The sequence below is a fragment of the Myxococcus sp. CA023 genome (genome assembly GCF_010998615.1).
Taxonomy (GTDB): Bacteria; Myxococcota; Myxococcia; order Myxococcales; family Myxococcaceae; genus Myxococcus.
This window is the reverse complement of sequence record NZ_JAAEAH010000057.1, coordinates 26,136-49,473: the sequence shown is the minus strand read 5'-3', so window position 1 is coordinate 49,473 and position 23,338 is coordinate 26,136. Positions and strand designations below refer to the sequence as shown.

The 23,338-nt window shown below is 67.3% G+C and carries 16 protein-coding genes; all 16 read left to right on the top strand.

Going from position 1 to position 23,338, the window contains the following annotated elements:
- The first annotated feature begins 53 nt into the window (after positions 1 to 53).
- The 16 genes from F8M74_RS24210 (at position 54) to F8M74_RS24135 (ending at position 23,325) form a co-directional block, all read left to right on the top strand.
- Entirely contained in the window at positions 54 to 1,478 is a 1,425-nt protein-coding gene (locus tag F8M74_RS24210) for a sigma-54 dependent transcriptional regulator (protein ID WP_141254834.1), read from the top strand.
- A 214-nt stretch (positions 1,479 to 1,692) separates the two neighbouring features.
- A complete protein-coding gene (gene pilM / locus F8M74_RS24205) occupies positions 1,693 to 2,775 on the top strand; it encodes a type IV pilus assembly protein PilM (protein ID WP_090490332.1) in 1,083 nt (360 codons plus the stop codon).
- Positions 2,776 to 2,802: 27 nt separating this feature from the next.
- Complete coding sequence (locus F8M74_RS24200; protein WP_141254836.1) at positions 2,803 to 3,480, top strand: PilN domain-containing protein; 678 nt, start codon at positions 2,803 to 2,805, stop codon at positions 3,478 to 3,480.
- Positions 3,481 to 3,495: 15 nt separating this feature from the next.
- Positions 3,496 to 4,122, top strand: a complete 627-nt coding sequence (locus F8M74_RS24195; protein ID WP_141254837.1) for a type 4a pilus biogenesis protein PilO — start codon at positions 3,496 to 3,498, stop codon at positions 4,120 to 4,122.
- A gap of 43 nt (positions 4,123 to 4,165) precedes the next feature.
- Entirely contained in the window at positions 4,166 to 4,729 is a 564-nt protein-coding gene (locus F8M74_RS24190) for a pilus assembly protein PilP (protein ID WP_171410208.1), read from the top strand.
- A gap of 57 nt (positions 4,730 to 4,786) precedes the next feature.
- Positions 4,787 to 7,495: a type IV pilus secretin PilQ gene (pilQ, locus tag F8M74_RS24185; RefSeq protein ID WP_141254839.1), complete on the top strand. Its 2,709-nt coding sequence runs from the start codon at positions 4,787 to 4,789 to the stop codon at positions 7,493 to 7,495.
- A gap of 38 nt (positions 7,496 to 7,533) precedes the next feature.
- Positions 7,534 to 8,190: a hypothetical protein gene (locus F8M74_RS24180; protein ID WP_141254840.1), complete on the top strand. Its 657-nt coding sequence runs from the start codon at positions 7,534 to 7,536 to the stop codon at positions 8,188 to 8,190.
- A gap of 60 nt (positions 8,191 to 8,250) precedes the next feature.
- Positions 8,251 to 8,613, top strand: a complete 363-nt coding sequence (locus F8M74_RS24175) for a hypothetical protein (protein ID WP_140794779.1) — start codon at positions 8,251 to 8,253, stop codon at positions 8,611 to 8,613.
- A 134-nt stretch (positions 8,614 to 8,747) separates the two neighbouring features.
- The gene (gene efp / locus F8M74_RS24170) at positions 8,748 to 9,326 is read left to right on the top strand and encodes an elongation factor P (protein ID WP_141254841.1); all 579 of its coding nucleotides are present in this window, start codon (positions 8,748 to 8,750) and stop codon (positions 9,324 to 9,326) included.
- 43 nt (positions 9,327 to 9,369) lie between these two features.
- Positions 9,370 to 9,969 carry an acetyl-CoA carboxylase biotin carboxyl carrier protein gene (gene accB / locus F8M74_RS24165; RefSeq protein ID WP_141254842.1) on the top strand — a complete coding sequence of 200 codons (600 nt, stop codon included), beginning with the start codon at positions 9,370 to 9,372 and terminating at the stop codon, positions 9,967 to 9,969.
- Positions 9,970 to 10,042: 73 nt separating this feature from the next.
- Positions 10,043 to 11,428 (top strand): acetyl-CoA carboxylase biotin carboxylase subunit, encoded by a 1,386-nt coding sequence (gene accC, locus F8M74_RS24160; RefSeq protein WP_090490324.1) that lies wholly within the window; start codon positions 10,043 to 10,045, stop codon positions 11,426 to 11,428.
- 188 nt (positions 11,429 to 11,616) lie between these two features.
- Positions 11,617 to 14,787 carry a tetratricopeptide repeat protein gene (locus tag F8M74_RS24155; RefSeq protein ID WP_141254843.1) on the top strand — a complete coding sequence of 1,057 codons (3,171 nt, stop codon included), beginning with the start codon at positions 11,617 to 11,619 and terminating at the stop codon, positions 14,785 to 14,787.
- A 27-nt stretch (positions 14,788 to 14,814) separates the two neighbouring features.
- Positions 14,815 to 15,759: an ExeA family protein gene (locus tag F8M74_RS24150; protein ID WP_140799693.1), complete on the top strand. Its 945-nt coding sequence runs from the start codon at positions 14,815 to 14,817 to the stop codon at positions 15,757 to 15,759.
- 5 nt (positions 15,760 to 15,764) lie between these two features.
- The gene (locus F8M74_RS24145) at positions 15,765 to 19,694 is read left to right on the top strand and encodes a translocation/assembly module TamB domain-containing protein (RefSeq protein ID WP_141254844.1); all 3,930 of its coding nucleotides are present in this window, start codon (positions 15,765 to 15,767) and stop codon (positions 19,692 to 19,694) included.
- Positions 19,695 to 19,735: 41 nt separating this feature from the next.
- Positions 19,736 to 22,792 (top strand): POTRA domain-containing protein, encoded by a 3,057-nt coding sequence (locus F8M74_RS24140; protein WP_216619903.1) that lies wholly within the window; start codon positions 19,736 to 19,738, stop codon positions 22,790 to 22,792.
- A gap of 17 nt (positions 22,793 to 22,809) precedes the next feature.
- On the top strand, positions 22,810 to 23,325 hold the full coding sequence (locus F8M74_RS24135) for a hypothetical protein (RefSeq protein WP_228560260.1): 516 nt from the start codon (positions 22,810 to 22,812) through the stop codon (positions 23,323 to 23,325).
- Positions 23,326 to 23,338 lie beyond the last annotated feature (13 nt).

Below are 23,338 nucleotides of genomic sequence, written 5' to 3'. Positions count from 1 at the left end.
GGTCAGGAGCTATCGGCCCCTTCTCGGGTGGGGGATGATACGCGTAGACGGCCATGCCCCTGTTCCGCACCATTCTCGTCGCCGATGATGAGCCTTCCATCCGGCACATCCTTACGTTGGTGCTTACCGGCCACGGCTATGAGGTGCGCGCGGTGGCCGATGGGGAGGACGCGCTGAAGGAGCTCGCCGCTCGTGACTACGACGTGCTCCTGTGTGACGTGCGCATGCCGAAGAAGGACGGACTCTCGGTCCTGCGTGAAGCGTTGGTGGAACACCCGGCGATCACCGCGGTGGTGATGAGCGCCTATGGCTCCCAGGAACAGGCACTCCAGGCCGTCGCCGCCGGCGCATTCGACTACGTCCAGAAACCCTTCAAGCCGGACGAAATCGTCTTCGTTCTCCGAAAGGCAGAGGAGCGGGAGCGGCTGGTCCGCGAGAACCGGCGGCTGAAGCGGGCCAACCTGCCTTCAACACCCGACGGGCACATTCTCGGAGAGAGCCCCGCGCTGCACGCACTGTTGCGTCAGGTGGCGCGGCTCGCACCGGTGGACACCACCGTCCTCATCAGTGGTGAGAGCGGCACGGGCAAGGAACTCATCGCGAGGGAGCTCCACGTGCGCAGTCCCCGCGCACCCATGTCGTTCGTGGCGGTCAACTGTGGCGCCATTCCTTCCGGGCTCATCGAGAGCGAGCTGTTCGGTCACGCGAAGGGCGCCTTCACGGACGCGCGCACCGCCAAGCGAGGCCTCTTCGCGGAGGCGGATGGGGGCACCCTCTTCCTGGATGAAGTAGGAGAGCTCCCTTTGGCTGCCCAGGTGAAGCTGCTGCGCGTTCTCCAAGAGGGGGAAATCCGTCCGGTAGGGGAGAACCGCGTCGAGAAGGTGAACGTGAGAGTGGTGGCTGCAACACTGCGCGACCTGTCCCGCCTGGTGGGGAAGGGGGAGTTCCGCGAGGACCTGTACTACCGCCTCAACGTGGTGAACCTTCGCGTCCCACCTCTGAGGGAGCGCCGTGAGGACGTTCCACTGCTGGCCCGGGCCTTCATCTCCCGCTTCAACCGCGAGTTGAACCGCGAGCCTCCCGTTGCGGGGCTCACCGCAGAGGCCGAAGCGCTTCTGCAGTCGTACGCGTGGCCGGGAAACGTTCGCGAACTGGAAAACGCCATGGAGCGTGCCGTATTGCTGGCGGACGAGCCGCTCATCCTCCCGGCGAACCTGCCCGAAAGGCTGTGGGCCACGCCCCCACCTGGGTCCCAGGGGGCGATGCCTCAAGGGGAGCAGGTGCTACAGGGTGATGGCGACCTGTCGCTCAAACGCGCCATCCGGGAGCTGGAGGAGACCTACATCCGGGCCGCCCTGCGGAAGACAAAGGGCAACCGCACGCGGGCCGCTGAGTTGCTGGACATCAGTCACCGGGCACTCCTCTACAAAATCAAGGAGTACGGCATCGATCCAGACGCGGAAGCGGAGCGTGGGTGAGCTGCGGGGTCGGTCTGGGACCTGGGCCCACCTGCCGACATTTGACGGAACGCGCCGGAGGCCGGAAAATCGGGCCTCCGCGACGGTGTTGAGGGGCCCGGCGCTGTAGGTGGTGCGAGGCTCCCGTTCGTCCGGAGGGCAGGCGGGTTCCAGGCACTTTTTAGGAGGGGTTGACGGCCAGTGCTACGCTGGCTGCCTCTCGACGGAGTCACGCATGGCGAAGGGCAAACTGGTACTCGGCCTGGATATCGGATCGACGTCCATCAAGATGATTCTCCTCAAGGAGCAGCGCAAGCGTGGCGAGGTCATCTACGCGCTGCAGAGCTTCGGGATGAAGCCACTGCCGCCAGAGGCCATCGTCGACGGCGCGCTGATGAACTCCACGGCCATCGTCCAGGCCGTACAGGACCTGATGTCCGAGCTGAAGGTGAAGGGCAAGGACGTGGCCATCGGCGTGTCCGGCCACTCGGTCATCATCAAGAAGATTCAGATGCCCCGCATGTCCCAGGACGAGCTCGAGGAGAGCATCCAGTGGGAGGCGGAGCAGTACATCCCGTTCGATGTGAAGGACGTGAACATCGATACGCAGATCCTGGATGGCGGCGGCAACGACGCCACGGGCCAGATGGACGTGCTGCTGGTGGCCGCCAAGAAGGACATGATCAACGACTACACCACGGTGGTCTCCGAGGCGGGCCTGGCTCCGGTGGTGGTGGACGTGGACGCCTTCGCCGTCCAGAACATGTTCTCCGTCAACTACGACGTGCCGGACCGCGAGACGGTGGTGCTCATCAACGCGGGCGCCTCGGTGGTGAACATCAACATCATCTCCAACGGCGCGACGGTGTTCACGCGCGACGTCACCATCGGTGGCAATCAGTTCACCGAGGAGATCCAGAAGCAGCTGAACGTCTCCTACGAGGAAGCCGAGGCGCTGAAGATTGGTGGCAACGGCGCGGACGCGGACGCCGTCGTGCCCCAGGACGTGGAGCGGGTGCTCTCCAGCGTGGCGGAACAGGTCGCGGGTGAAATCCAGCGCTCGCTCGACTTCTACGCGGGCACTGCCGCCGACTCGAACTTCAGCAAGGTCTACCTGTCGGGCGGCACGGCGAAGATTCCCGCGCTGTTCAAGACCATCGAAGCTCGTACGGGCGTGCCGGTGGAGATCCTCAACCCCTTCCGCAAGATTGAAGTGGACAACCGGAAGTTCGACCCCGCGTTCATCATGGACGTGGCGCCCATGGCCGCGGTGGCCGTGGGATTGGCGCTCCGGCGCCCGGGCGACAAGCTGGCCTGACCGGACCACCCACTGGAGACGACGCACATGATGATTCGCATCAACCTGCTGCCCGTCCGGGCGGTGAAGAAGCGCGAGATGGGCCGGCAGGTGCTGGTCCTCTTCGCGGTGGTCCTGATTGGTGCTGGGGTTGCCAACTATCTCTGGTACGACAACCGGGAGAGTGAGCTCGTGGCGCATCAGCAGAGCGTCGCGGCGGCCAAGGCCAAGATCGCCGAGCTCGAGAAGATCATCGGCGAGGTGAAGAACATCAACACCCGCAAGGCCGAGGTGGAGAAGAAGTTGGCCGTGCTGGATTCGCTGCGCAAGGGGCGCAACGGCCCCGTTCGCATGATGGACGCGCTCGCGTCCGCCACGCCGAAGAAGGTGTGGGTGAGGACCTTCGCTGAAAGCAACAACGCAGTGGCCATCGACGGTTCTGCGGTGAGCCACGATGAGGTCGCGGAGTTCATGCGGGGGCTCAACAGCGTTGTTTGGACGCCCAAGGGCATGGGCCGCCTGGTGGACCGGCGGCGAGAGACCAAGACCTCGCGAGTGGAATTGCTGACCGCGGAAGCGACCATCGAAGAGTTCCCGGATGCGCAGGTCACGCCATTCTTCACGAACATCGATTTGAAGAACGCCACGCAGACCAAGGCGACGCAGGCCGGTATGCCTGTGCTGGTCGATTTCAAGATCACACTGAAGTCCAACTACGCCATCTGAAGAAGGCCGCTCGCCATGGACAAGTACCTGGATCAATTCGTCAAGGCGCCACCGGCCATCAAGTTCGGTGGGTTGGCTGCCGCCGTCGTCATGCTCACTGCCGCCAACTTCTTCATGGTCATCCAGCCGACGGAACAGGCCATCGAGGCCACCATCGCCCAGCGCCGGAAGCTGGACATGGAACTGGCAGACAAGAGTGAGATCGCTCAGAACCTCAATGAGCGTCGGCGAGAGATGGACGTCCTCGAGCAGAAGCTCTCGGAGGCCCTGACCGAGTTGCCCGAGCAGCGTGACATCGAAGAGTTGCTCGCGCAGATCAACGACATCGGGAAGAAGAGCGGCCTGGAAATCGCCAGCGTGACGCCTGACAAGGAGTCCGTCGGGGGCGGGGAGTTCTTCGCGCGCATCCCCATCAAGATGACGGTGAGCGGCAACTACCACGAGATTGCCCTCTTCCTTCAGGAGATGGCGAACATGCGCCGCATCGTCAACGTCAACAACATCAAGCTCGATTCGGCTGCGCTCAAGAACGAGAAGGTCGTCCTCCAGAGCAGCTTCCTGGCCACGACGTTCCGGTTCGTGGACCAGAAGAGCGTTCCCGCAGCTGACGCGAAGACCAAGAACGTCAAGGCGAAGAAATAGAAACTTGATCCGCCCAAGAAGTAGGGCGACAAGGGGATTGAGGATGAAGACGTTCAAGGCCACCATGACCACCGCAATGCTCGCCTTGGCGCTTGCTGCCTGCGATGAGGCGCCCCCTCCGGCGCCCGCGGCCGCGAAGCCCAAGGTCGCAGCACCCGCGCCGGTGAAGGCCGTCACGCCGGAGGTCATGGCTCAGCAGCTTCCGGCGGCTACCTACACGTACAATCCGGTGGGAAAGCGTGACCCGTTCCGGAGCCCCATCGAAGACATTGGCCCGGTGAACCCGAACCCGGTCTCTGCTTGCAACGAGCCACTTTGCGCTTTCGATCTGGACCAGCTGAAGCTCGTGGCTGTCGTCACTGGGGATGCCAGTCCGATGGCGATGGTCGAGGACCCGGCAGGGCGTGGGCACATCGTGCGTCGTAACACCCGGATGGGGCGTCAGGGCGGCAAGGTGACGCAGATCCTCCGTGACTCGGTAACGGTGACAGAGGTGTTCTCGGGCAACGGCGAGATCATCAAGAATCCGGTGATGTTGCAGCTGAAGCCTGATGCGAAGCAGGACCCCGCCTACAACATGATGACGGGCAGGAACTTCGGAGAGTAGCGCCCTCCAAGGCGCTCCCGCGGGCGGTGGCCCGCTTCCAACTTGTTGAGGGGACGCATGCTCGAGGAGAGCGCTGTGACGAGGGGCAAGTGGATTTTGGCGACCGCGTGGGCGGTCGTTCTTGTGGGCGCCAGGGTGCATGGCGCCGAGCTGAATACGCTGCGGGGACTGGACGTGTCCCGCACGGGTTCGGGCACCCAAGTGGTGGTGACCGGCACCCGGCCACCCACCTTCACCGTATTCCGGCTGAGTGGGCCGGAGCGCCTGGTGGTGGACCTCTCGTCGGCGGATGCGACGGGGATCAAGGGCCACCACGATGGTTCGGGACCGGTTTCCGGGGTCGTTGCTTCCCAGTTCTCGGATGAGCGCGCGAGCGTGGGCCGGGTGCTGCTGGCGCTCGACAAAGCCTCCCAGTACGACGTTCGTGCGGACGGCAACCGGGTGGTCATCTCGGTGGACGGAGCATCCCAGGTTGTTTCCGCCGCTGCGGCGGAACAGCGCGCGGAGGCCCCGGCAAAGCCGAGCGTGAACTCCGTGGACGTGAAGCCGAGCGCTTCCATGGCGTCCGCTCCGTTGGAGACGAAGCGGGCCAATGCCGTGGTCGCGAAGGCGGCGCTGCCCGAGAACGTCGTGGCCGCGGAAGCAGATGAACGCGAGGTTGCGAACCCGGCTCAACGCATCACCGCCATGTCGTTTGCCAACGATACGCTTCGAATCCGGGCGGACGGCGAGATTGCCCGGTACGAGGTCCTCGAACTCGCAGATCCGCCTCGGCTCGCCGTGGACCTGTTTGGCGTGGGGCTGGCGACTCGTGCGCCGCGGGTGAACTCCGGCGCTCTGCGCGAGGTCCGCGTGGGCGCGCACTCCGACAAGGTGCGCCTGGTCCTCGACGTGCGCGGGACGATGCCTGCCTATCGCGTTGACCGCGCCAGCCGCGGCCTCGAGGTGGTGCTTGGTAGCGCGGTGGCGCGCAAGGCCGCTCCGGTGCCTGCTGCGGAGGAGGCTATTGCGTCCGTCGCGGAGGTCGAGCCGCTTCGCCCTGCTCCGGTGAAAGCCGAGTCCTCTTCCCTGGTAGAGGTGAAGGACCTCCGGTTCGAAGAGAGCAGCGCCGGCGGCCGTGTTGTGATGAAGCTGTCGGGTACCGCGGCGTGGAAGGTCGATCGGCCGGACCCTCGCAGCGCGGTGTTGACGCTGGACAGTGCCCGTCTGCCCAAGAAGCTCGAGAGGAGCCTCGACACCAGCGCGCTGGAGACGCCGGTGAAGATGATCAGCGCATTCAGCGTGCCGGGTGAGGGCAGCAAGGTGCGGCTGGTGGTCGCTGCCGACGGTGCCATCGAAGAGAAGGTCTCCCAGAGTGGGAGCACTCTGACGTGGCGCCTCGACGTGAAGGGTGTGAAGACGGAAGAGGTCGCGGTCGCTCAGCGGACTGCGGGCTTCACCACGGAGGCACCGGCATACGCCGCTGAAGGCGCACCGCAGCAAGCCCGCTACCGTGGGAAGCGCGTGTCCTTTGAGTTCAAGGACATCGACATCCAGAACCTCCTGCGTGTCATCGCCGAGATTTCGAAGAAGAACATCGTGGTCGCCGACGACGTGAGTGGCAAGGTGACCATCCGGCTGCGCAACGTTCCCTGGGACCAGGCCCTGGACCTCGTGCTGCGCACCAAGGCGCTTGGTAAGGAAGAGTTCGGAAACATCATCCGGATTGCTCCGCTCAAGACCTTGGAGGAGGAGGCCCGGTTGCGCCAGGAGCGCAAGAAGTCGCTCCAGCAGCAGGAAGACCTGATGGTCAACCTCATTCCCGTCAACTATGCGGTGGCCAGTGAGATGGCCGCTCGGGTGAAGGATGTGCTGAGCGAGCGTGGGTCGGTGACAGTGGATCAGCGGACCAACGTTCTCATCGTCAAGGACGTGCGCTCGAACACCGAGCGGGCTCGCTCACTGGTTCGGAGCCTGGATACGCAGACGCCACAGGTTCTCATCGAGAGCCGCATTGTGGAGGCGAACACCACCTTCAGCCGGTCCCTGGGCGTTCAGTGGGGTGGTCAGGCACGTGCGGGACAGGCCACGGGAAATGCCACGGGCCTGATCTTTCCCAATAATGTGGCGGTCACCGGTGGTGTGGCGGGTGCAGCGCCGGGTCTTCCTGATAACCCGAATTTCGCAGTGAACCTGCCGGTGGGCACCGGTCAGGGCATTGGTGGAGCCATGGGCTTCACGTTCGGTTCCGCGGGTGGTGCGCTTCAGTTGAACCTGCGCCTGTCTGCTGCGGAGAACGAAGGCACGGTGAAGACCATTTCCGCACCGAAGGTGACGACACTTGACAACAACACCGCGCGCATCAGCCAGGGGGTGTCCATTCCCTTCAGTCAGACGTCGGCGCAGGGTGTGAACACCACCTTCGTGGAAGCGCGTCTGTCGTTGGAGGTGACGCCTCACATCACCCAGGACGGAAGTGTCCTGATGTCCATTAACGCGTCCAACAATCAGCCTGACCCGTCCAGCACGGGAGCCAACGGTCAGCCTTCCATTCAGCGCAAGGAAGCCAACACCCAGGTGCTCGTGAAGGACGGAGACACGACGGTCATCGGTGGCATCTACGTTCGTCGAGGCGCAACGCAGGTCAATTCGGTGCCGTTCCTGTCTCGGATTCCGGTGCTGGGACTTCTCTTCAAGAACAACTCGGAGATCGACACCCGGCAGGAACTGCTCATTTTCATCACGCCCCGCATTCTCAACCGGCAGACCATCGCGCAGACCCTGTAAGGGTTCATTCGCCTCCTCGTGAAGGAGAACGTTCGCCCATGAAGAACTTCTATCTCGCGGTGCCGCTGGCTCTGGCCATGAGCGGCTGCGTCGACAATCCTCCGGATATCCAGATCTTCAACGCCTTCATTCCAGACGTCTCGTGCGCTGCGAACGTCACAGGGCCTTCCAGTGGTGGAGGCTCGTTGGACATCTCGACATCGCCGCGCTACCTGACGGCTCTTACCGTGAGAAGCGGAGTGTCATCGACGGAGGTAATCGTCGAAGAGGGACCCATCACGGGGGGGGGGGATGCAGCTGCTGTCTACGTGACACACGTCGAGTTGACGTATGAAACGCTAGGGACTGGACCGACGTTGGATCCCGACATCTACCCAAGCCATTTCGCGATTCCGTCGACTTCCTCGACGAACAGCGTTCTTGTCATCGACCTGCTGGGGGCCAACGCGCGCCAGGCACTGCTCAACCAGCTTGCGGTCGGCTCGGGTGTGTCGCTCAACGTGCGCGTCAAGCTGACTGGGAAGACTGTCACCGGCTCGAAGGCGGAGTCCAATGAGATTGCTTATCCTGTTAATGTCTTCTCCTCGGGCTTCACCTGCCCGGCAGGAACGCAGCTCAAGGCCACCGGGCCCTGCGGGCTTCCGGGTGGGCAGGATGGCTTCCCTCCCGAGTGCACCGAGCCCGAGGAAACGTAGTCCCAATGTCCGCCGGGGCCCTTGACCGGGCCCCGGCCGTCTTTCTAAGAGCCTCTACCCATGTCCTTCCGCACGCACCTCGAGTCGGTGGTCAACCAGGTCGATGGAGCCCTCGCGTGCAGCGTGATGGGCTTTGACGGCATCTCCGTCGACACCTTCCAGAAGGATGAGAGCGCCGAGCTGGACCTCAACGGCGCTTGGGTGGAGTACGCCAACCTCCTCACCCAGTTGCGCAACGCTGCGGAGACCCTCAAGACGGGCACCGTGAGCGAGGTCAGCGTCAACAGTGAGAAGGTGCTGACCGTGATGCGGCTGGTGTCACCGGACTACTTTCTGGTGCTCGCCCTTCACGCGGATGGCAACTTCGGCAAGGGCCGCTACGTGCTGCGCGTCACCGCACCCAAGGTGCGCGCCGAGCTCTAGTCGGACGCCCGGCCAGCAGTCATCCAGGCGACGCTTCCGCCGCTGCTTTCCCCTTCCATGGAAGGGGCGCATGGGCTAGACACCCCGGACTTTTCAAGCTTTCGCTGCTGCGAGTCTGTAAGGAGTCGGTCCCCATGGCCGGTGTCATCGATACGTCCGAGTTCCGCAAGGGTCTGAAGATTGAAATCGACGGTGAGCCGTTCGAAATCGTCGACTTCCAGCACGTCAAGCCCGGCAAGGGCTCCGCGTTCGTGCGCACCACGATTCGCAGCCTCCTGACGGGTCGCGTGCTCCAGCCCACGCTGAAGTCCGGCGAGAAGGTGGGCAAGCCCGACATCGAGGAGAAGGACATGCAGTACCTCTATGTCCAGGGCGAGGAGTTCTACTTCATGGACACCCGCAACTACGAGCAGACCTTCCTCGGTGAGAAGGTGCTCGGAGAGGCGAAGAACTTCCTGAAGGAGAACATCAACGTCAGCGTCCTCTTCTACAATGGCAAGGCCATTGGTGTGACGCTGCCGAACTCCGTGGACCTCAAGGTTACCCAGTGTGACCCGGGCATCCGCGGTGACACCGTCTCCGGCGCACTGAAGCCCGCCGTCCTGGAGACCGGCTACTCCGTTTACGTCCCGCTCTTCATCGAAGAGGGTGACGTGCTGAAGATCGATACGCGCGACGGCAAGTACCTGACGCGCGTGGCCACCAGGGGCTAGTACGCAGCTCGGCAGCGACGCCGGAGGGAAGGGGACGCGAGTTATGGCAACGAAGCGCAAGTCGACCCGGGCCCAGGCGCCCGCTCGGACGGAGGCCGCCTCGAGCGGTCCCGCTGACACGGGTGGCACGTCCCTGGACGTGGATGCCCTGCGGCAGATCGTGGAGATTCTCGAGTCCTCGGACGTCACGAGGCTGGTGTGGAAGCGCGGCGAGGAGAAGCTCTTCATCCGCCGCGGCCAGGGCCCCGAGACGACCATCGTCCACCACGCCGCGCCGGCTCCCGTCGCCGCGAGTGTCGGGGTGGAGTACACCGCCCCGGCCGTTCCTCGCGTTGCGGCTCCGCCGCCGGCCGCTGCTCCCGCCGCGCCGGCTCCGGCCGCCGAGAAGCCGGTGGAGAAGCCTGGCCACCAGGTGACGAGCCCCTTCGTGGGAACGTTCTACCGGACCCCCGCGCCGGACCAGCCTCCCTTCGTGGATGTGGGCTCCATCGTGAAGAAGGGCCAGGTGCTCTGCATCATCGAAGCGATGAAGCTGATGAACGAGATTGAGTCCGAGGTCTCCGGCCGGGTGGCGGAAATCCTCGTGGAGAACGGCCGGCCGGTGGAGTTCGGTCAGGCGCTGTTCCGCATCGAAGTGGCCTGAAGATGAGGCTGGCGCGCCGCCCGTATCCCACGGGCGAGCCGCTCCTCATGACGGCCCTGACGGAGACACCCACGTGTTCAAGAAGGTGCTGATCGCCAACCGCGGGGAAATTGCCCTGCGGGTCATCCGCGCCTGCCGGGAGTTGGGCATCGCCACGGTCGCGGTGCACTCCACGGCGGACGCCAACGCGCTCCATGTCCGCTTTGCAGACGAGGCGGTGTGCATCGGCCCGCCAGCGTCCAAGGAGAGCTACCTCAACGTCCCGCAGCTGCTGTCCGCCGCCGAAATCACCCGCGCGGACGCCATCCACCCGGGCTACGGCTTCCTGTCGGAGAACGCCGAGTTCGCGGAGGTCTGCGAGAACTGCAAGATTCGCTTCATTGGCCCCCGGCCGGAGATGCTCCGGCTGATGGGCAACAAGGTTCGCGCCCGCCAGGCCGCGCGCGAGGCGGGACTGCCGCTGCTTCCGGGCAGCCCCGGCACCGTGAAGGACCCGCGTGAGGCGGAGGCCTTCGCCCGCGAGATTGGCTTCCCCGTCATCCTCAAGGCGGCCGCCGGTGGCGGCGGCAAGGGGATGAAGATCGTCCGCGAGCCGGGCGCGCTGGCGCAGGCCTTCTCCACCGCCCAGGCGGAGGCCGTGGCGTCGTTCTCCAATGGCGACCTCTACATCGAGCGCTACGTGGAGAAGCCGCGCCACATCGAAATCCAGATCGTCGCGGACGAGCACGGCAACATCGTCCACCTCAACGAGCGTGAGTGCTCGGTGCAGCGCCGGCACCAGAAGCTCATTGAAGAGAGCCCGTCGCCGGCGCTGACGCCGGAGCTGCGCAAGCGCATGGGCGAGGTGTCCGTGAACGCCATGCGCAGGCTCGCGTACAACAACGTGGGCACCATCGAGTACCTGCTCGACGAGCGCGGCGAGTTCTACTTCATGGAGATGAACACGCGCATCCAGGTGGAGCACCCGGTGACGGAGCTCGTCACGGGCGTGGACCTGGTGAGCGAGCAGATCCGCCTGGCCTATGGGGAGCCCCTGCGCTTCAAGCAGGAGGACGTCCAGATTCGTGGCCACGCCATCGAGTGCCGGGTGAACGCCGAGGACCCGATTACCTTCGCCCCCTGGCCCGGGAAGATTACCGGCTACAGCGTGCCGGGCGGCTACGGGGTGCGCGTGGACTCGGGCGCCTACGAGAACTACACGGTGCTGCCGTACTACGACAGCCTCCTGTCGAAGCTCATCGTCCACGCGGAGGACCGGGCCACGGCCATCCGCCGCATGCAGCGCGCCCTGGGCGAATACGTCGTGGAAGGCATCCGCACCAACATCCCGTTCCACCGGGCCGCACTCGCGGAAGAGTCCTTCCAGGAGGGCAATTACGACACCCGGTTCGTGGAGCGATTGCTCGCGAGCGAGACGGGCTCCCGGCGGCTGAAGAAGGCCGTCGAGGAGACGCCGTAGCACCCATCCACGTGGTGTGGATTCCCGCTTGTCGGGCCGCCACGCGAGCAGGTGATCCGGCCCGGGGGGAGCCGGGCCGTTTCTTGACCCGCATCGGAGCTTTCCGTTAGCCTCCGACACTCCCCCTTGCTGAGGATGGAAACCCGCGAAGTTCAAGGGGTTTCGGCCTGCTGGAAGCCCACCGCTCGATGGACAAGAACAAGATCATCGAAGCCGCCGCGAAGCTCGTCGCGAAGGGCGCCTACGACAAAGCCATCAAGGAGTACCAGAAGGTCCTGGAGGTCGACCCGAAGGACATCCGGGTCCTCCAGAAGATGGGGGAGCTGTACCAGAAGAAGAACGACAACCCGCAGGCCGCCCATTTCTTCACCAAGGTCGCGGAGAGCTACTCGTCGGATGGCTTCTTCCTCAAGGCCGTCGCGCTCTACAAGCAGGTCCTCAAGCTCAATCCGAACCTGCTGGAGGTGAACCTCAAGCTGGCGGAGCTTCACCAGCAGCTCGGGCTGATGTCCGAGGCGATGGCGTACTTCCAGATTGTCGCCAACCACTACGACAAGGCGGGCGACACGAAGTCGTCGCTCGATACCTTGAAGAAGATGGTGGATCTCGACCCGGAGAACGTGGCGTCGAAGATCAAGCTGGCGGAGCTGTACGCGCGCGAGAACATGACGCGCGAGGCGGCCCAGGAGTTCAAGCGCGCCGCCGAGTACCTCAAGCGCAACAGCCGCGCGGATGACTGGCTCCGCGTGGCCGAGCGGCTGTCCGCGCTGGAGCCGGACAACCTTCCTCTGTCGAAGGAGCTGGCCACGTCGTACCTGCAGCGCGGCGACCAGAAGCGCGCGCTGGCGAAGCTGCAGGTGTGCTTCAAGGCCGATGGCCGCGACGTGGAGACGCTCACGCTGCTGGCGCAGGCGTTCCAGGGCCTGGGCCAGACGTCGAAGACCATCTCCGTCTACAAGGAGCTGGCCAAGATTCATCAGGAGCGCGGCCGCGTCACCGAGGCCGAGGCTGTCTGGACGCAGATTGAAGTGCTGGACCCCGAGGACCCGGACCTGGTCGCGCGCCGCGCGCCTGAGCCCGCTCCGGCGGCGCCCCAGCCCGCGGCGGCACCTCAGCCCGCCCCGCGCCCCGCGCCCCAGCCCGCGGCGGCGGCGCCCGTGGCACCTCCCGCTCCGGCGGGGATGGGGCGCGAGCAGCTCTCCAAGCTGCTCACGGAGACGGACGTCTACGTCAAGTACGGGCTCCACGACAAAGCGCTGGAGCACCTGCGCAAGATCTTCTCCGTCGAGCCGGAGAACCTCGACGCCCACGAGAAGGCGTATCAAATCTACGTCGCGTCCGGGAACATGGCCCAGGCGTCGGAGCAGCTGCTGAATGTGCTCCGCCTGTGTACGCGCACGGCCGACGTGCAGCGCGCGCAGCCGTACCTGGCCACCATCCTCCAGGAGAATCCCGCCCATCCCGAGGTGCCCGCGTTCCTGTCCGTGCTGCGCACGACGGGGCCCGTGGTCGCCGCGCCGACGGTGTCCGTGGTGGAGTCGGTGGGCGAGGACGCCATCCTGGTGGACTCCAGCGACGACGAGATTCTCGTCGCGCCGCCGCCGGAAGACGCGCTCCTGCACCCGCCCGGTGACGAGCTGGCGCTGACCACGCTGCCCTCGAGCGATTCGGACGAGGTCATCGAGGAGGACAGCGACTCCGCCGTCATCAGCGAAGAGGCGCTGGTGGGCGAGGCCATCACTTCGGGTGAGTTCGAGGTGTACGGCACGCCCGATCCGGAGGACCTGGCGGCGGCGTCGGTGGACGAGACGCTGGTGACGGACGACGACCAGCTGGTGCTGTCCGACGAGCCGGGCCTCAGCGTCACCGATGACGAGCCGCTCGTCGCCTCCAGCGATGATGACCTGGCTGCCGCGGCGGCGTACTCGCTCGACGACGAGTCGCTGGTGGACGACGGCGCCGCCACGTCCATGGAGGCGCTGTCGCTCGGGGACGACGACGAGCCGCAGCCCACGCAGATGCACGCGCCCACGCAGGCGCTGCTCGACGAGGCCTCGCCGGACACGCTCCAGGTTCCCACGCTGGACTCGCTGGACGTGCCCACGCTGGACGACGAGGCGCCTCCACCGCTGGACTTGGAGGATGTGCCCACGCGCGTGGGCGCCGCGCCGTTGACGGCCGCCGACCTGGACGAGGACCCGTTCGGGGCCCCCGCGCTGGGCGACCCGATGGAGTTCGAGGAGCCCACGGCCTCGCACGCCATCGTGGCGGTGGACGACGAGTCCTTCGTGGAGGACGCGCAGGACCTGTCCGCGGACGAGCTGTCCGAGCCGGTCGCCTACGAGGAGCCCGCGGTCGAGCCCGAGGCCGAGCCGGAAGTAGAGCCCGAGCCGGAAGTCGAGGCCGCCGCCGATGAAGAGGAGCCCGCGGCGGAGGAGTGCGACGAAGCGTCGTTCTTCCTCGACCAGGGGCTGCTGGAAGAGGCGCGCGAGATTCTCGAGACGGTGATGATTGCCTTCCCGGGCCACGCGCGCGCAGCCGAGCTGATGGAGCGGCTGGAGGCGGCGGAGGCGGGAGGCGGCGCGGAGCAGGAGGACGCGGCCGCGGAGCCGGCGCAGATTCCGAGCGTGCAGCCCGTCACGGACGGCTACGAGGACGCCGAGGAGACCACGGGCGAGCGCGACGCGTTCGACCTCGCGGCAGAGCTGGCCGGGGAGATCGACAACTTCGGCGATGACGCCGGGGCCTCGGCGCTGCCGGCGGAAGAGGACTTCCAGTACTCGGTGGAGGAGGTCTTCTCCGAGTTCAAGAAGAGCCTGGCCAAGGTGGTGAAGCCCGAGGACGTGGACACGCACTACGACCTGGGCATCGCGTACAAGGAAATGGGCCTGCTCGACGACGCGCTCCACGAGTTCGACGTGGCCCGCCAGGGCAGCGCGGGCGGCAAGCGCGAGCTGGACTGCATCACCATGATGGGCATGCTCCAACTGCTCCGCGGCGACGCGTCCGCTGCCGTGGAGGCCTTCCGCGAGGGTCTGGGCAACCCCCACGCCACTGGTGAGGCGGCCAAGGCGCTCGGCTTCGAGCTGGCGGTGGCCTACGAGGCCCAGGGGGAGGCGGGCAAGGCGCTCTTCCACTACCAGCGCGTGGCCGCGATGGACGGGAAGTACCGCGATGTCGCGGGGCACGTGTCCCGGCTTGCGGCTTCCGTGGAGCCGGTGGAGGATCCGCTTCCGACTCCTTCTGGCAATGGGGCCAAGGCCACCAGCAGTCCGCCCGCACCGGCGGGGGCCGCGGCGCCCACCACTCCGATATCAGCGGCTGGCGCGTCCAAGGCGCGCAAGGTCGGCTACCTGTAGTTGCACCCCGCGAGGTCCGGCGAGCCCATGACTACGTACCTGGACTTCTTCGAGCTGACCCAGGAGCCCTTCTCCAACGCTCCCGTCAGCCGCTTCTATTACAACTCGGCGCAGCACTCGCAGGCGCTCACCCGGCTGATGCACGCCGTGAGCTACATGAAGGGCCTGTCCATCCTCGTCGGTGACATCGGCGCGGGGAAGACGACGCTGGCCCGCCGCATGCTCGACTCGCTTCCGGAGTCCGAGTACGAGGCCGCGCTGCTCGTCATCATCCATTCCGGCATCACCGCCAACTGGCTGCTGCGCCGCATCGCGCTGCAACTGGGCGTGGAGAATCCGGCGCAGGAGAAGCTGGCGCTGCTGTCGCAGCTGTACCAGCGGCTGCTCCAAATCTACGAGTCCGGCAAGAAGGCCGTCGTCCTCATCGACGAGGCGCAGATGCTGGAGACTCGCGAGCTGATGGAGGAGTTCCGGGGGTTGCTCAACCTGGAAGTGCCGGAGCGCAAGCTCATCTCCTTCGTCTTCTTCGGCCTGCCGGAAATCGAAAAGAACCTGAAGCTGGACCCGCCGCTCGCGCAGCGCGTGGCCATGCGCTACCGGCTGGAGCCCTTCACCGCCGAGTCGACCGAGGCCTACGTCAAGCACCGCCTCCGGCTCGCGGGCTGCCCGCGCATGCCCTTCAGCCCGGAGGCGCTGCTGGCCGTACACCAGCACTCGTCTGGCTCGCCCCGCGTCATCAACACGCTGTGCGACAACGCGCTCTTCGAGGCCTTCCTCGCGCGCGAGCAGACGGTGTCCGCGGAGCTGGTGCATCGCATCGGGAAGAACCTGGGCCTGCTCGGGGTGAACACGCCCGCCGGGCAAGCGGCCGAGCGGCCGAGCGCTTCGGCGTCGACGCTCCCCAGGACGGCGAGCAGCAAGGTGGACCTCGCGGAGATCGACCGCTACCTCGAAGGGCTGGGTAAGCTGTAGCGGCTTTGTCCTCTCAGAGCCGCCACGGTGCGCGCAGGGCGCTGCTGTTGGTGCTCCTCGTCTTGTCGGGGAGCGTGCTCCTGTTGCGCATGCCGGAGACCTGGGAGGTGGCGTGCACGCTGGGCCGCCGGCACCTGCCAGACGTGCTGGGCCTGGACGTGGGGCTCGGCCGCTGCGAGTTGGACCCGCTGGGCTCCCGCGTGGTGGTGCACGGCTTCTCGCTGTTCCTCCCCGGCACGGATTCGCCGCTGGTGGCCGTGGACAGGGCGGAGGTGCAGCTCGGCTTCCTCCAGCCGCTTCAGGGCCGGCTGACGCTGGCCCAGGTGAAGGCATCCCGGCCGCGCGTGGCGCTGGATTTGTCGCAGCCCTCGTCGCCGTCGGAGCCCAAGTCCAACTTCTGCTTCCTGGAGCCGCTCGAGCACCTGCGCGTGGCGAAGCTCGACATCTCCGGCGCGGAGTTGCGCCTTGCGCTGCCTGAGGGCCGGCGCGTGGAGGTGGACGAACTGGACGTCCGCTGGGACGAACAGTGGGGCGTCATCGAGCTGGACGTGGAGGCCCGGCGCGGCCGGGTGCGCTTGGGCCCGGACGGACGTGAGCTGGCGCTGGGGCAGCTGGTCATCGCGGGCGCGTTGGACCCGGACGAGGCCCTTCTGGAGCTGGAGCGCGCCGAGGTGTCGCTGGACGACATCACCACCACGGTGTCCGGCCGCGTGGATTCGCTGTGCGCCCCGCGCCTGGCCTTGGACGCGCAGGTGTTCCTCCCGCTGCGCGCGCTCTACCAGGCGCGGCTGATTCCCAGCCCCGCGACGGGGCACCTCTGGTCGCGTGTGTCCATCGCCGGGAAGGTTGCGTCTCCCGCGGTGTCGCTGGAGCTGTCGGGCAACAGCCTGGGCTACGGGGACTTCGGCCCGACGAACCTGCACGCGCGCCTGTCGTACTCGGGTGAAGACGTCCGGCTGGAGGAACTCACCCTGCCCGTGGGCGCGGGCAAGGTGCGCGCGACGGGGCGGCTGGGGCTCACTCCGAACTTCCCGCTGGAGGTGTCGCTGACGACGGAGGACGCGTCGTTGGGCCGCATCCTGGACCGGGCGGGGGTGAAGGGCTCCTGGGTGGACTTCCCGGCCACGCTGGACGCGCGGCTGTCCGGCAACCTGCTGCCGCGCTTCTCCCTGTCGGGGCCGTTGGACCTGCGGACCGGGAAGTTCGTGCTGGCCACGCATGCGTTCGACACGCAGCCGAAGGGCGGACTCACGATTCTGGAGTTCGACAAGGCCCGCGCGCAGGCGCAGGTGAAGCTCCAGGGGGACCGCGTTGCCTTCAACCACGTCAACGCGGAGGTGGGCCACTCACGCGTGACGGGCGACGTCGTGCTCCTGCTGGCGGGCGGGTTGGGCCTGGACATCCACGGGCAGGGCGACGTGGACCTGGCGGACTTTGGCCACATCGCGGGCCTGCCCTGGGCCGGACGGGGCCACGCTACCTACGCGATTACCGGACCCGCGTCGGACGTGAAGGTGGAGGCCGGCCTGTCCTTCCGCGACTTCGAGTTCTGGAACCTGTCGCTGGGGGTGATGCAGGGGAAGCTGGCCTACAAGGACCACCTGCTCTCGTTCCCCGCCTTCTCCGGCCAGAAGGGGCGCACGCAGTACTACGGCAAGGCGGGCGTGTCCTTCGGGCGGCTGCTCAACCTGCGCCTGGAGGTGAACGTCCCGCAGGGGCGCAACGAGGACCTGGTGGACGTGGTGGCGGGCCTGAGTCCGTCGCTCGCGGTGATGCAGGGCACGCTGGGTGGAACGGCCACCGGCCGCGTGGAGGTGGACAGCCCCGTGGAGAAGCTGGAGGGTCTGGTGGCGTTCGACGTCAAGGACACCACCTACCTGGGGCGGCGCATGGGCGACGGCGCGGCGCGGCTGCGTTTCGTGGATGGCAAGGCGATGGTGTTGGAGCGCACCACCCTCACGGGGCCGCTGGGTCGCACCTGGGCGGAGGGGACCTTCACTTTCGCGGGGGGGCTGGACTACCGCTTTGGCGGAGACGGCCTGTCGCTGGCCGAGGCGGTGGACCCGGAGCTCGCCGAGCGCATGGGCATCCAGGGCACCATGGTGATGGACGGCGTCGTGTCGGGCACCGCCGACGTGCCGGTGGTGGACGTCACGCTGCGCGCGCCGCGCGTCACCTTCGCCGAGCGGAACCTGGGCGCCATGGACCTCACCGGGCGCATGGTGGGGAAGAACTTCGAGGTGTGGGGCCACCCCTTCCGGGACGCCACCGGCCGCATCCGCATGAAGGTGCAGGAGAACTGGCCCTATGAAGCCCAGGGCTCGTTCTCGTTGCCGGAGATTCGCCCGCTGCTGCCGGACGCGCCGCTGTGGGCGGGCGTCAGCGGGGCCCTGTCAGGCACGGTGAGCGCCAAGGGCCTGCTTTTGGAGCCCGCGGGCTCGCAGGTGAACGCCACCGTGGAGCGGCTGGTCCTCTCCCGCGACGACCTGCGCGGGGAGAACGCGGGCCCCATCGTGTTGGCGTACGCGGCCGGGCGGACGGATGTGCAGCTCTTCCGCTTCACGGGGCAGCACGTGGACCTGTCGATGGGCGGGTGGATGAGCCCGCGCGGCCTGAACGTGACGCTACGGGGCGGGTTGGACCTGCGCCTGCTGGAGTCGTTGATGCCGGCCATGGTGGAGCGCTCCTCCGGGCGCGTCACCGTGGACGCCGAGGCCTCCGGGACGCTGGAGAAGCCCTCCGTGGTGGGCTCCGCGGAGCTGTTCGACATGCGGCTGGCGCTGCGGGACTGGCCCGTCCAGGTGCGCAACATGGCCGGGCGCGTGGAGATGACGGGCCAGCGCGTGCTGGTGGAGCACCTGCAGGGCCAGCTCAACGAAGGCCGCGTGTCCGCGCGCGGCGACGTGCGGCTGGAGCGCTTCCTGCCGCAGCGGCTGGGTCTCACCATCCAACTGGACGAGGTTCCCTACCGGCTTACGGAGGACCTGCCCGCGACCTTCTCCGGCCTGCTCCAGGTGATTGGTCCGCCCAAGGGCTTCACCGTCACCGGTGGCATGGACATCGTGAAGATGCGCTACCAGAAGGCGCTGGACGTGGATGCGCTGCTGAAGACGATGCAGAAGCGCACCACCCACCTGGCGGCGGGCTTGTCCTCGTCGTCCGGTGAGCCTCCGAAGCCCTGGGTCATCTGGGACGTGAACGTCCACTTCGGCGACGTCCGCGTGGACAACAACCTGGCGAAGGCCCGCCTGCTGGGGGACGTGCGGTTGACGGGGACGGACCTGCGGCCGGGACTGCTGGGCCGGGTGGAACTGGCCGAGGGCAGCCAGGCCTTCTTCCGGAACAACCCCTTCACCATCAGTCAGGGGCAGCTCGAATTCCAGGACCCCACGCAAATCGACCCTGTCTTCGAGGTCCAGGCCCAGACGCAGGTGCGCGAGTACGTCGTGAAGCTGCACGCCTTCGGCAAGCCGTCGGACCCGCAGATTCTCCTCTCCTCGGAGCCGGCGCTGGTGGAGGGTGACATCGTCTCGCTCCTCACTCTGGGTTTCACCTCGTCAGACCAGGATACCGCGGCCTCGGCGAGCGCCGGCCTGGCGGCCGAGGCCCTCTTCAACGTGTCGGGCCTGGACCGGCAGCTCCAGCGCTTCCTGCCCAGCAATCCGGTGTTGAGGGATTTGTCCCTGCAGATTTCGACCACCTACAACGACGCCACCCGGCAAGCGGAGCCCACCGCGCAACTGGAGTCGAAGTTCCTGAGCGAGCAGCTTAAAATCGGTATGACGCAACCCGTGAGCGGGCGCGGCACGCGGGCGCGGGCCGAGTACCGTTTCGATGACCGACTCTCCGCACAGGCCCAGTGGGACAACGAGAACAACGAAGCCTCGTTTGGAAACCTCGGGCTCGAGCTGAAGCTGAGCTGGGAGGTCGAGTAGTCCGGGCCCTCGCGGTGCTGGCGCTGGTGCTCTGCGTCCTCATGCCGGGCGCGGCGCGCGCGCAGGCGGACGACGGTGGTGGCTTCGGCGCCGAAGTCATCGCCGTGGAGCTGCACCTGCCTGGAGGCGCGGACGCACAGGGCCTGAGCGACCTGGTGGTGGTGCGCAAGGGGCAGACGCTGACGCCGGGCGCGGTGCGGCGCTCGGTGGAGCGGCTGTGGGCCACGGGCCGCTTCACGGACGTGGTGGCGCGCACGGAGCAGGTGCGAGGCGGGGTGCGGCTGATGTTCCAGCTCACGCCCGTGTCGCGGCTGGCGCGGCTGCGCTTCGAAGGCAACTCCGTGCTGTCGGACGGGGAGCTGCTGGAGGCCAGCAGCTTGCTGGAGGGCGGGCCGCTGGATGCGGAGGAGTTGCAGGGCGCGGTGTCGTCCGTGCTCCAGGCGTATCAGCGCAAGGGCTACGACTCGGCGAGAGTCTCCGTGACACAGGAGTCGGTGACGGATGGCATCGCGGTGGTGCTCGCGGTGGACGAGGGGCTGCCCACGCGGGTGCGGCAGGTGACCTTCTCCGGCAGCCCTGGCCTGCCGCTGTCCCGGTTGCTGGAGGTGCTGGCGCTGCATCCGGGGCAGGTGTTCGACCGGGCGCGCCTGTCCAGCTCGCTGGAGGAGCTGCGCACCTTGCTTCGCGGCGAGGGCTACTGGCGCGCGCAGGTGGGCGCGCCGGCGGTGCTGGTGGAGGGCAGCTTCGCGTCGGTGGCGGTGCCCCTGATGGCGGGGCCTCGCTACGTGGTGCGCTTCCACGGCAATCGCCATTTCCCGGCCGGCGTGCTGGAGCGCGTGCTGGCACACGACATCTCGGAGCCTATGGACGAGGTCGTCGCTGGCCGGCTCGCGCGACGCATGGAGGTCTTCTACCGCTACCGCGGCTTCCACGACGTGCGCGTGCGGCCCCGCGAGGTGCTGCGTCCGGATGGTGAGGTGGCTGCGCTGGTGTTCGACGTGGAGGAGGGGCACCCGCTGCGCGTGGCCGACGTGCGCTTCCACGGCAACCGCGGGCTGCCGGTGGAGATGCTGCGCGCGCTGGTCGCGGAGCGGGTGCTGGCGGGCATGACGCGGCCGGAGCTGGACCAGCGCATGCTCGACGACCCGCTGAACACCGAGGGGCGTCACGGCCCGGAGCTCCCGGGCGTCGCGCCGCCACCGCCACCGTCCACTGTATACGTGGAGGATGCGTGGCTGGAGGCCGTGGAGGCCATGAACGAGGCCTACCGCGAGCAGGGCTTCCTCTCCGCGGTGGTGGCGTTCCGGGGCCTGACGGTGGATGTCGTGGGGCGCACGGCGGTCGCGGACTTCGACGTGGAGGAGGGCCCCCAGGCCCGCTTGGTGAAGGTGGACTTCGAGGGCGTGCCGCCGGGCCTGACGGCGTGGGTGATGGGCCGGCGCATGCGCGAGGGCGCGCCGCTGAGCTTCGACACGGTGGAGTCCTCGCGTCAGGCGCTGGAGCAGGAGTTGGGGCGGCAGGGCTACCTCTTCGCGCGCGTCACTACGGAGACGGGCGTGGGCGAGGACGGGACGCAGGCGACCGTCATCTTCCGCGCGGACGCGGGCCCGCAGGTGAAGGTCGGGAAGATCCTGGTGCAGGGCCTGACGCGCACGGACCCGGACCTGGTGCTGGCCAACCTCGCGGTGGAGGAGGGCAAGCCCGTCGCGCTGGATGAGCTGACGGAGGGCCAGCGCCGGTTGGCGCGCCTGGGCGTGTTCCGTCAGGTGGACATCGCGCTGGCGGACCCCACCCGGCGCGAGGATACCAAGGACGTGCTGGTGACGGTCCAGGAGCGGCCCCGGTTGGATGGCCAGGTGTCCGGCGGCTACTTCCTGGTGGACGGTCCCCGCATCACGCTCGACACGGCCTACCGCAACCTGGACGGGCTGGGTCTCAGCCTGCTGGCGCGCGGGAAGATCAACTACGCGGGCTGGAGCGCGGAGGCGCTGTCCCGCGACAGGCGCATCGCTTGTCAGCAGAGCGTGTCTGGAGGCGGTCCGGCTCCGGGCTGTGACGTGGAGCTCCAGGGGCTCAATGGCTTTGGGGGCCGGGGCAACCTCGCGCTGGCGCAGCCTCGGCTGTTCTTCCTGCTGCCGCTGCAGGTGGGGGCCCGTCTGGACCTCATTGGCGAGCGCGTGCACCGGCCTTCCTACGTGTCCTCGCGGTTCGCGGCGGCGGCCGCCATGGACTGGGCCGCGGCACCGTGGCTCAACCTGTCGCTGTCCTACGAAGTGGAGAACAACCGGCTGCGCTCGCGCGCGGGCGTGCTGGAGCTGCTCAACCGCGCCGACCGGGAGCGGCTGCGCTACCCATTCGGAGACTTCGCGCTGCATTCGTTGCGCCCCTCCGCCACGCTCGACTTCCGGGATGACCCGGCCAACCCGCGCCGGGGCGTGGTGTTCGTCTCCAGCGCGGAGTTCACCCGCGGTTTGAGCGTGCGTCCCACGGACGTGGCGGGCAACCGCGTGGATGCGTACCCCATCGACGGCGTGAAGCTGTCGGGCAGCCTCAGCGGCTACATCCCGCTGGGACGGCGGGCGAGCGTGGCGCTGTCCGCGCGCGCGGGCACCATCATCCCGTTGGAGGAGCAGGCGCAGGCCATTGGCTCGAAGCTGTTCTACCTGGGCGGCTCGTCCAGCCTGCGCGGCTTCCGTGAGGACGGTGTGCTGCCGGAGGACGTCCGCGGCGCGTTGCAGCAGCGGCTGCGTGACTGCCGTGCGCTGATTTCGCCGTCGGGGTGCTCCGCTGAGCTGAAGGCCGTGCTCGCCGGGCAGGTCCCCGCGAGCCAGGGTGGCGAGCTCTTCACCCTGGGCAAGGCGGAGCTGCGCCTGCCGGCCCTGTCTTCCGTGGACCTGGGGCTCTTCTTCGAGGCGGGCAACCTGTGGCTGGACCGGACGCAGTTCGACCCGGGCCGGCTGCGCTATACGGCGGGCGCGGGCCTGCGCTACGTGACGCCCGTGGGTCCGCTGGCCTTCGACGTGGGCTTCAACCTGGACCCGGACGAGTCGGTGAACGAGGCCACCACGCAGTTCCACTTCAGCATCGGGACGTTCTGAGGGAGGCGATGGTGCGCATGCGCTGGCCGCGGTGGACAGTGGTGGGCCTGGGGCTCCTGGTGGCGGCGGGATGCCGGACCACCTCCGCGTCCTCGCAGGGGCCGGCGCGGCCCAAGTGGATGCCTCCAGAGGGAACGTGCCCCCGGGGCGCCTTGCTGCAGATGGAGCGCCTGGGCCTGAAGCCCGGGGACAAGGTCCCCGTCATCGTGGATGCCATCCAGGACCACCCGGGTCCGGCGCGTTACAACTACAGCTTCGTGATTGCGCTGCCACGCGAGCAGGGAGAGCAGCAGCTTCCCGGCGCGCGCATCGGTGGCCGCCTGTACGTGACGAAGCACCGCGTCTTCGGCCGGTATGACCGCATCTTCCTGCCGGAGTCCGGGGCGATGTCGGTGCCCTTTTGCGGCATCCTCCTGGACTCGCGCTGGGGCAGGGACGGCGAGGGCCTGATTGCCTACCCGAGCCCGATGAAGGGCTTCTCCGTGGTGCAGGACAACACCGGCGTCATCCAGGTGGTGGACCGGTATCCCTGAGACGTGGAGTACA